Origin of the sequence: Marinibacterium sp. SX1 (genome assembly GCF_050389775.1) — a bacterium.
Lineage (GTDB): Bacteria > Pseudomonadota > Alphaproteobacteria > Rhodobacterales > Rhodobacteraceae > Marinibacterium.
In genome coordinates this window covers 870,983-880,520 of record NZ_CP177144.1, presented here as the reverse complement: position 1 = coordinate 880,520, position 9,538 = coordinate 870,983, and the positions used below count along the sequence as shown (strand labels likewise).

At 68.3% G+C, this 9,538-nt stretch carries 7 protein-coding genes; 4 read left to right on the top strand and 3 right to left on the bottom strand.

What is annotated here, in order from left to right; translation table 11 throughout:
• Positions 1 to 124 precede the first annotated feature (124 nt).
• A complete protein-coding gene (locus tag ACK3BB_RS04055; RefSeq protein ID WP_428927452.1) occupies positions 125 to 2,398 on the top strand; it encodes a response regulator in 2,274 nt (757 codons plus the stop codon).
• A 69-nt stretch (positions 2,399 to 2,467) separates the two neighbouring features.
• Here the strand turns inward: ACK3BB_RS04055 and yaaA are convergent, their stop codons facing one another.
• The 3 genes from yaaA to ACK3BB_RS04040 form a co-directional block, all read right to left on the bottom strand.
• Positions 2,468 to 3,253, bottom strand: a complete 786-nt coding sequence (gene yaaA / locus ACK3BB_RS04050; protein WP_428927451.1) for a peroxide stress protein YaaA — start codon at positions 3,251 to 3,253, stop codon at positions 2,468 to 2,470.
• Positions 3,254 to 3,298: 45 nt separating this feature from the next.
• Positions 3,299 to 5,344, bottom strand: coding sequence for a DNA helicase RecQ (recQ, locus tag ACK3BB_RS04045; RefSeq protein WP_428927450.1), 2,046 nt, complete (start codon positions 5,342 to 5,344; stop codon positions 3,299 to 3,301).
• Between the two features lie 282 nt (positions 5,345 to 5,626).
• On the bottom strand, positions 5,627 to 5,914 hold the full coding sequence (locus ACK3BB_RS04040) for a YggT family protein (protein WP_428927449.1): 288 nt from the start codon (positions 5,912 to 5,914) through the stop codon (positions 5,627 to 5,629).
• A 182-nt stretch (positions 5,915 to 6,096) separates the two neighbouring features.
• Between ACK3BB_RS04040 and ACK3BB_RS04035 the strand changes: the two genes are divergently transcribed.
• From ACK3BB_RS04035 to ACK3BB_RS04025, 3 genes are read left to right on the top strand one after another with little or no spacing between them, the layout of a single operon-like run.
• Positions 6,097 to 7,455 carry an MFS transporter gene (locus ACK3BB_RS04035; RefSeq protein ID WP_428927448.1) on the top strand — a complete coding sequence of 453 codons (1,359 nt, stop codon included), beginning with the start codon at positions 6,097 to 6,099 and terminating at the stop codon, positions 7,453 to 7,455.
• Positions 7,448 to 8,350: a penicillin-insensitive murein endopeptidase gene (mepA, locus tag ACK3BB_RS04030; protein WP_428927447.1), complete on the top strand. Its 903-nt coding sequence runs from the start codon at positions 7,448 to 7,450 to the stop codon at positions 8,348 to 8,350. Before ACK3BB_RS04035 ends, mepA begins: the two co-directional genes overlap by 8 nt.
• 34 nt (positions 8,351 to 8,384) lie before the next feature.
• On the top strand, positions 8,385 to 9,497 hold the full coding sequence (locus tag ACK3BB_RS04025; protein ID WP_428927446.1) for an esterase-like activity of phytase family protein: 1,113 nt from the start codon (positions 8,385 to 8,387) through the stop codon (positions 9,495 to 9,497).
• Positions 9,498 to 9,538: the final 41 nt, after the last annotated feature.

Below are 9,538 nucleotides of genomic sequence, written 5' to 3'. Positions count from 1 at the left end.
TTCGCCGTAATGCCCGAAAGGTCGCATGGCCGCCGGCGTCCTGGCAACGATTCCCCCGGCGCTTAAGCCATTCTTCACCGTGTTCTCGCAGGATGCGCCGCACCGACAGAGGGAGCATCCGGCCATGACTCTTGCCAACAAACTCGCCGAGGAACGGCGCGCGCGCCTGGCCGCCGAACGGCTGCTGGAACTGAAACAGGCCGAATTGTCGGCCGCCAACCGCAAGCTTGGCCGCCATGCCCTGGCCCTGACCCGCAAGATCGGCCGCACCGAGGCCGAGATGACCACCGTGCGCGACGAGAACGCGCGCTTCCGTTCGGACCTGTCGGCCGCCAACCAGAAGATCGAGCTGGCCGAGCGGCGGCTGTGGCATTCGATCCAGTCGATCCGCGACGGCTTTGCCTTCTTCGATGCCGACAACATCATGATCGGGGCCAATTCGGCCTACCTGGCCCTGTTCGACGGCATGGATGAAATCGCGCCCGGCGTGGCCTATACGCGCATCCTGCAGGTCATGACCGAGGAAGGCATCGTCGACACCGGCGACCTGCATCCCGCCGACTGGCGCCAGATGATGGCCGACCGCTGGCACAAGCCCACGCCCGAGCCGATCAACATCCGCCTGTGGAACGACGAATACCTGCGCCTGGTCGACCAGCGCGGCCATGGCGGCGACGTCGTGTCGCTGGCGCTGAACATCACCGAAACCGTGCGCTACGAGGAACGGCTGAAGGCCGAACGCGAACGGGCCGAAACCGCAAACCGGGCCAAGTCGGCCTTCCTGGCGAACATGAGCCACGAGATCCGCACGCCGATGAACGGCGTGGTCGGCATGGCCGAGTTGCTGGCCGATTCCGACCTGACCGAGGAACAGCGGCTCTATGTCTCGACCATCCGCAATTCGGGCGAGGCCTTGCTGGTCATCATCAACGACGTGCTGGATTATTCCAAGATCGAGGCCGACAAGCTGACGCTGCATCCCGAGCCCTTCGACCTGGAACGCTGCATCCACGAGGTTGTCACCCTGTTGCAGCCGACCGCCCGCGACAAGGGGCTGGTCATGCTGATCGACTACGACATCTTCCTGCCCACGCGCTTTGTCGGCGACCCCGGGCGCATCCGCCAGATCCTGACCAACCTGATCGGCAACGCGGTGAAATTCACCCTGCAGGGCCACGTGCTGATCCGCGTGACCGGCGTGCCCGAAGCGCCCGGCGACGAGGCCTCGATCCACGTGACGGTCGAGGATACGGGCATCGGCATCGCGGCTGACAAGATCGACCTGATCTTCGGCGAGTTCAACCAGGTCGAAGGCGCCCAGAACCGCCAGTTCGAAGGCACCGGGCTGGGCCTGGCCATCACCCGCCGGCTGGTCGAGATGATGAACGGCCGGATCTGGGTCGACAGCGACGAGGGCAAGGGCGCCTGTTTCGGCTTTCAGCTGGGCATTCCGGTGGCCGAATGCGGCCAGCCGCAATCGCCCCACCTGCCCGCCGGCCTGGCCCGGGCCATGGTCGTCGACCACCATGCGGTGAATGCGTCGATCCTGGAAAAACAGTTGCGCCAGCTGGGGATAGACGTGATCTGCTGCGACAGCACCCCACGGGCGCTGGACCGGGCCGACGCGTCGGTCGGGCTGATCCTGTGCGAACATTCCATGGCCCGGATGGACGGGTTCGAGCTGGCCGAGGCGCTGCGCGACAAGGGCGTCGAGGCGCCGATCCTGATGCTCAGCTCGACGCCCGATTTCGCCGAGAACGATCCGGCTCGCGGGCTGGTCACGGGCGTCCTGCAAAAGCCGCTGTCCCGGGCCGAGCTTTTCGCCGCGCTCGCAGACCTGCCCGATCCGGCGCCGCCGGCCGCCGCAGCTCCCCCGGCCGCCACCGCGCCGTCCTCAACCGCCGCAGCCCCGGCCGATCCGCCCGGCCCGCCCGAAGCGGCGCAATCACCCGACACGCCCGACCAACCGCCCGAGCCCGATGGCCCGCGCACCCTTCGGGTGCTGGCCGCCGAGGACAACAAGACCAACCAGCTGGTCTTTCGCAAGATGATCAAGGATCTCGACATCGAGCTGAGCTTTGCGGCCAACGGGCGCGAGGCCGTCGCGGCCTTTCACGATTTCCGACCTGACCTGATCTTCATGGATATCTCGATGCCCGGGATGGACGGCAAGGAAGCCGCCCGCGCCATCCGCAAGGCCGAATCCGAGGCCCGCGCCGGCGATCACGTGCCGATCATCGCCATGACCGCCCATGCCATGGACGGCGATCGCGAAGACATCCTGCAGGCCGGGCTGGACGATTACCTGACCAAGCCCCTGCGCAAGCAGACGATCCACGACCGCATCGCCCAATATTGCCCCGAAGGCGTGCGCCCGCCCCTGCCCGAACCGGCCTGACCCGCGGCGCCCGGAATCAGGGCACCGTGATCAATTTCGGCGATCAGGCCCGGCGTTCGCGTTGCGCGGTCAGGCCGCCAGGCCCGCAGCCTCGTAGGGGCGCACGAAGACCGGCTTGTCGGCCTCCGACCGCTCGGCATCATAGCGATAGCCGCCATAGTCGAAATCCTCCAGCCCGGCGGCATCGGTCAGCCGGTGCTGGATGACGAACCGGGCCATGCTGCCCCGCGCACGCTTGGCAAAGAACGACACGATCTTGGCCTCGCCGTCCTTGTCTTCGAGGAAGGTCGGCGTGACGATCCGCAGCCCCAGCGCCTTGGGATCGACCGCCCCGAAATATTCCTGGCTGGCGCAATTGACCAACGTGTCGGTGCCCAGCGTCTCGGCCTGGGCCTTCAGCGCCCGGGCCGGCCCGTCGCGCCAGTAATCATAGAGGTTCTTGCCCCGCCGGGTTTTCAACCGGCTGCCCATTTCCAGCCGGTAGGCCTGGATCGCGTCGAGCGGGCGCAGCACGCCGTAAAGCCCCGACAGGATGCGCAGGTGCTCCTGCGCCCAGCCCATCTCCTCGGCCTCAAGCGAGGCCGCATCCAGCCCCTGGTAGGTATCTCCGGCAAAACACAGCACCGCCGGGCGCAGGTCTTCGGCCGCGGGCGCATCGGCAAAGGCCCGGAACCGGTCGCGGTTCAGCCGGGCCAGGTCGTCGGACAGGCCCATCAGCCCCTTGAGGTCCTTCAGCGTCAGGTTCCGCATCGTCCGGGCCAGCCGCTGGGCATCGGCCTCGAATTCCGGGCGGGTCGTCCCGACCGCCTGTTCCGTCCAGTCCAGCCGCTTGGCCGGCGAAATCACCACGAGCATCCCGTCAACTCCATCTTTGCCGCGCCCCGCAAGATAGGGCGTTTGTCAGACCGCGTCACGCAACACGTCGAGGAAAGCCGCCCCGAAGCGTTCGGCCTTGCGCGCGCCCAGCAGCCGTTCCAGCTTGGCCGCGTCGCCACCGCGCAGCTCGGCCACCCGGGCCAGCTCGCCGGCCGAACAGGACAGCGGCTTGTCGGTGCCGTCGGGCCCGCGCAACAGACCGGTCTGGGCCTCCTGCAACCGGTCGAACACGTCGCCCGCGCCACTCGCCGCCAGCTTGCGCCGCGCCGGGTGGACATCGCCGTCACCGGCGCCGCGGATGACTTCGAGGAAATCGCCGCCGTAGCGTTCCAGCTTCTTGGCCCCCACCCCGCCGATCCGGGCCATCTGGTCCAGCGTTTCGGGCCGGGCCTCGGCCATCTCGATCAGCGTGCGGTCGTTGAAGATGATATAGGCCGGCACCTGGGCCGCCTCGGCCAGCGCCCGGCGCTTGGCCTTCAGCGCCGAGAACAGCGGCGCATCCTCGTCCGAGACCATGGCCCGCACCGCCGGGGTCGACACGGCCTTCTTGACGCTGTCGGCCCGCAACAGGATCTCTTGCTCGCCGCGTAGGATGGGTCGCGCGGTATCTGTCATCCGCAGGGCCCCGTGGCGCTCCGGGTCCGGCCGCACCAGGTCGCGACCCATCATCTGCCGGAAGATCGCCTGCCATTGCCGCTTGTCATAGGCCTTGCCCACCCCGAAGGTCGGCAGCCCGTCATGGCCCCGGTCGCGCACCTTGTCGGTCATCTGGCCCAGCAGGATGTCGACCAAGTGGCCGGTGCCGAAATATTCACCCGTGCGCAGGATCGCCGACAGGGCCATGCGCACCGGCGTGGTGCCGTCGAAGGTCTCGGCCGGGCGGTCGCACAGGTCGCATTGACCACAGGTCACCCCGGTCTCGCCGAAATAGCCCAGCAACGTGCTGCGCCGGCATTCCATGGCCTCGGCCAGGCCCAGCAGGGCGTTCAGCCGCCCGTGATCCGCCGCCCGCCGTTCGGGCGGGGCCTGGCCTTCATCGATCTGGGCCCGGCGCAGGCGGATGTCCTCGGGGCCGAAGAGAGTCATCGTCTCGGCCGGCCCGCCGTCGCGCCCGGCCCGGCCGATCTCCTGGTAATAACCTTCGATGGATTTCGGCAGGTCGGCATGGGCCACCCAGCGGATGTCGGGCTTGTCGACACCCATGCCAAAGGCCACCGTGGCCACGACGATCAGCCCGTCCTCGCGGGCGAACCGCTCTTCGACGGCCCGCCGGTCGGCCGGATCCATGCCCCCGTGATAGGCCACGGCCAGGTGGCCCTGGGCATCCAGCGCCCGGGCCAGGTCTTCGGTCTTGGCCCGCGTGGCGCAATAGACGATGCCGCATTGCCCGCGCCGGGCCTCGGCGAAATCCAGGATCTGCTGGCGCGGCCGGTCCTTGACGGTAAAGGCCAGGTGGATGTTGGGCCGGTCGAACCCGCGCAGGAACTGGCGCGGCGCGTCCCCCCCGGCAAACAGCTTTTCGACGATCTCGGCCCGGGTTTCAGCATCGGCCGTGGCCGTGAAGGCCGAAACCGGCACGTCCAGCGCCTGGCGCAGGGCGCCGATGCGCAGGTAATCGGGCCGGAAATCATGGCCCCACTGGCTGACGCAATGGGCCTCGTCGACGGCAATCATCGACACCCCGGCCCGGCGCAGCGAGGCCACCGTGCCCGACGAGGCCAGCCGCTCGGGCGCCATGTAGAGCAGTTTCAGCGTGCCGTCCTGCAGGGCCTGGTGCACGGCGGCCGTCTCTTCTTCGGTATTGCCCGAGGTCAGCGCCCCGGCGGCGATGCCGGCCTCCTGCAGGGCGCGGACCTGGTCGCGCATCAGCGCGATCAGCGGGGAGACGACTAGCGTCACGCCGTCGCGCAGCAGGGCGGGCAGCTGGTAACACAGCGACTTGCCCCCGCCGGTCGGCATGATGGCCAGGACGTTCTCGCCGGTGGCCACGGCGGTCACGATCTCTTCCTGGCCGGGGCGGAACGCATCGAAGCCGAAAACGTCGCGCAACAGCGGAAGGGCGCCGGTCATGGTCTACCTCGGGATTTTTGCCTGTTTTCGATTGGGAATCATCGCAGATGAAGATTCGGTGAACAAGGCCGGTTCCGACCGGCGCAACGCCCGGTCATGCGGCAATCGGTCCATCCGGCCCGGCGCACCGCCCCATGCCGGACAGGGAACCAGCCGGTCAGGCCAGGCCGCCCAAGAAAATTCGCCGAATTTTCTTGGGCCGCGTTCTTTCTACGGCCGTCTGGTCACCGGCCAGGTCCCGGGCCGAACCACGGCCCGTTAACCGGAAAGATAAAATGCGGATCAATAAAACCCGAAGATCGTCGGCAGCACGTATTGCCGCAGCGAGATCACGATGATCAGCGCGACCAGCGGCGCCAGGTCCAGCGTGCCGGTGTTGGGCAGGATGTTGCGGATCGGCCGGTAGATCGGTTCGACCAGCTGGTTCAGGCCGGACCAGATCTGGTAGACCAGTGGCTGCCGGGTGTTGAGCACCTGGAAATTGATCAGCCAACTCATGATGATGTGCACGATCATGATGAAATACACAACGCTCAGGATCAGCTGCAGCGGCCCGTAGATCGCCATCATCGCCCCGTTCTCCTTCCTCGCCAGTCCCGCATCCCGTGCAGGGCCCTTTCCACCTAATTGCGCGCGCGACCGAGGGCAAGAGCCACGGGCCCGGCACGCGTCTTGGACAGGTTGGTCGGAAACTTGTCTTGCGGAAAGTTTGGCTTCGTTGCCATAACCGGGGCGACAACCTGGAACAGGCAATGACCGATACCCCAACCAAGCGCCGGAGAACCTGGGGCTGGTACTTCTTCGACTGGGCAAGCCAGCCCTATAACACCTTGCTCGTCACGTTCGTATTCGCCCCCTACATCAGGGAGTTGCTGGGCGACGGCTCGGCCGCGCAATCGGCATGGGGCTTTGGCGTGGGGGCCGCCGGGCTGATCATCGCCCTGCTGGCCCCGGTGCTGGGCGCCATGGCAGATCTATCCGGAAACCGCCTGCGCTGGATATGGGGATTTTCCATACTTTACGTCCTGGGCGCCGCCGGGCTGTGGTTTGCCGCTCCCGACAGCTATAACCTGCCCGTCACCCTGGGCCTGTTCGCCCTGGGCATGATCGGCATGGAATTTGCCACGATTTTCACCAATTCCATGCTGCCCGACCTGGGCGCGCGCACGGAAATCGGGCGCATCTCGGGCAATGGCTGGGCCTTCGGCTATGTCGGCGGCCTGCTGGCCCTGGTCGTCATGCTGGTCTTCTTCGCCGAAAGCGCCGAGACCGGGCGCACCTTTGTCGGCCTGGCGCCCGGGCTGGGGCTCGATCCCGACCAGCGCGAGGGCACCCGTTTCGTCGGCCCGCTGACTGCCCTGTGGTACATCGTCTTCATGGTGCCCTTCTTCCTCTGGGTCCGCGATCCGGCCCCGCGCAAGGCCCCCCGCGGCGCGCTTGGCGCCGCCCTGCGCGATGTCGGCACCACCCTGCGCAACCTGCCCCGCGCGCCGTCGCTCTTTTCCTTCCTCGGCTCGTCGATGTTCTACCGCGACGGGCTGAACGGCATGTATGCCTTTGGCGGCATCTATGCCTCGGGCGTGCTGGGCTGGAGCGTCGTCGACGTGGGCATCTTCGGCATTGCCTCGATCATCTTCGGCGCGGTCTTTGCCTGGGCCGGGGGCCGGGCCGACGACCGTTTCGGCCCCAAGCCCGTCATCACCCTGTGCATCCTCGTCCTGACGGCCGTGGCCATCGGCATCGTCTTCGTCGACCGGACCCGCGTCTTCGGCCTGGCCGTGGCCGAGACATCGGCCCTGCCCGATGTCGTGATGTATGTCTTCGGCGCCCTGATCGGCGCGGCCGGGGGCGTGCTGCAATCGACCAGCCGGTCGATGATGGTGCGCCAGGCCCGGCCCGACCGGATGACCGAATCCTTCGGCCTCTATGCCCTGGCCGGCAAGTCGACCAGTTTCATCGCCCCGCTGTCGATCGGCATCGTCACCTGGGCCACCGGCAGCCAGCAGATCGGCGTCAGCCCGCTCATTGCCCTTTTCCTGATCGGGCTGATCCTGCTCATATGGGTCAAACCCGACGGCGATTCCTTCTGCAACGAGCCCGAGCATGCCTAGTGTCCTGACGATCTCCCCGTTCCGCGCCACCCTGGCCGCCCTGTCGCTGTCCCTGGCCGTGGCCCTGCCGGCCGCCGCCACGGCCCAGCCCCTGGCCAAGCAGCTCTTCGGCGCCGAGCGCACCGGGTCGCCGCATGTGTCCGAGCCCTTTGGCGGCTATTCCAAGGGCTGCCTGGCCGGCGGCCAGCAATTGCCCGAGACCGGCCCGACCTGGCAGGCCATGCGCCTGTCGCGCAACCGCAACTGGGGCCATGCCGAAACCATCGATTTCATCCAGGATCTTTCGGCCTTTGCCGCCCGCCAGCCGGGCTGGAACGGGCTTTACATCGGCGACATCAGCCAGCCCCGCGGCGGGCCGATGACCTCGGGCCACCGCAGCCACCAGGTCGGGCTGGATGTCGATATCTGGATGCGCCCGGCCGACAATGTCCAGCTGTCGCGCAACATGCGCGAGAACCTGTCGTCGATCCTGGTGACCACGCGCAACGAGGCCTATGTCAACGACAACTGGTCGCAGGCCCATTTCGAGATCATCCGCAAGGCCGCCAAGGACCGGCGCACCGCCCGGATCTTTGTCTCGCCGGGCATCAAGGTCCAGATGTGTGCCCAGGAAAAGGGCAACCGCAACTGGCTGCGCAAGATCCGGTCCTGGCCGGCCCACAATTACCATTTCCACGTCCGGCTGAACTGCCCGCGCGGAGCCGACGGCTGTGTCGAACAGGCCGCCCCGCCGGCCGGCGACGGCTGTGCCGAGGCCCAGACCTGGGTCAACAACATCCTCAACCCGCCGCCGCCCAAGCCCCGCGATCCCAATGCGCCCCGGCCGACGCCGCGCCGCGAATACGTCCTGGCCGACCTGCCCCAGGCCTGCGCAATCGTGCTGAACCCGCAATGACCCGACGCCCGGCCCGCAAGGCTGCGACCGCCCCGTGAAACCCCTGCGCCTGGCCGGCCTTGTCCTGGCCGTGTTCCTCTGCCCGGCCATCCTTGCGCTGGCCGTCGCGCGCACGGCCGCCCAGACGGCCGATGACGGCCTGCCCCGGGCCGAGCTGATCGGCGCGCTGACCCTGACCCACCCGGGGCGCTGGTTCGGCGGGTTCTCGGGCATCGACCTGCGCGACACCGGCACCGACCTGCTGCTGCTGGGCGACCGGGGCCGCTGGGCCCGGGCCCGGCTGGTGCGCCGCGACGGACAGGCCGTGGCCGCCGAAGGCTGGACCAGCGCGCGGATCAAGGACCCCGATGGCCGCCCCTGGCCCCGGGGCTTTACCGATGCCGAGGGCCTGGCCCGGCTGCCCGACGGCACGCTGTGCCTGTCCTACGAAGGCGAAACCCGGGTCGATTGCCACGCCCGGCCCGATGCCCCGGCCCACCCCCTGCCCAGGATCGGCGATTTCGGCCTGATGCCCGAGAACGGCGGGCTCGAAGCCCTGGCCGCCGATGACCGCGGCCGGCTCTATACCCTGTCCGAACAGATGCGCAGCGCCGATGGCCGCATCCCGGTCTATCGCTGGGACGGGCAGGCGTGGTCGGTGGTCCTGCACCTGCCCGACCAGGGCGGCTTTGTCCCGGTCGGTGCCGATATCCACGACGGCCAGCTCTACCTGCTGCTGCGCCGGTTCTCGGGCATCGGCTTTCGCTCGCGCCTGATCCGCCTGCCACTGCCCGATGGGGCCTCCACCGCGCCCGTCACGCCGCAGGTCCTGCTGCAGACCGGCCCCGGCACCCATGACAACCTCGAAGGCGTGTCGGTCTGGCGCGACGGGGACGGCCGGCTGATCGCCACGATGATCTCGGACGACAACCTGAACTGGTTCCAGCGCACCGAGCTGGTCGAATACCTGCTGCCCGAGCCGCCCGGCGCGGCGGCACACGGGGCCGCGCGCCAGAGAGCAGACAGCGCGGCGCAGGGCGCCAGACAAGGCACGGCAACCGGGGCGACGCAGGCAACGGCAGCCGCGACACACGAGGCCGCAACGCCCGGCCGCCAGCCCCGGCTGGCCGGCAACGCGGCCCTTGCATCCGGCGCGCAGGGCGATTAAGGCCCCCCATCCGCCGGCGAAGCGGCGGACCAAGTCGCCGC

Excerpts from the sequence above, each read along its gene's own strand:
- recQ (WP_428927450.1), bottom strand. The coding sequence starts at position 5,344 with ATGACCGGCGCCCTTCCGCTGTTGCGCGACGTTTTCGGCTTCGATGCG.
- yaaA (WP_428927451.1), bottom strand. The coding sequence starts at position 3,253 with ATGCTCGTGGTGATTTCGCCGGCCAAGCGGCTGGACTGGACGGAACAG.
- ACK3BB_RS04035 (WP_428927448.1), top strand. The coding sequence starts at position 6,097 with ATGACCGATACCCCAACCAAGCGCCGGAGAACCTGGGGCTGGTACTTC.
- ACK3BB_RS04040 (WP_428927449.1), bottom strand. The coding sequence starts at position 5,914 with ATGATGGCGATCTACGGGCCGCTGCAGCTGATCCTGAGCGTTGTGTAT.
- mepA (WP_428927447.1), top strand. The coding sequence starts at position 7,448 with ATGCCTAGTGTCCTGACGATCTCCCCGTTCCGCGCCACCCTGGCCGCC.
- ACK3BB_RS04055 (WP_428927452.1), top strand. The coding sequence starts at position 125 with ATGACTCTTGCCAACAAACTCGCCGAGGAACGGCGCGCGCGCCTGGCC.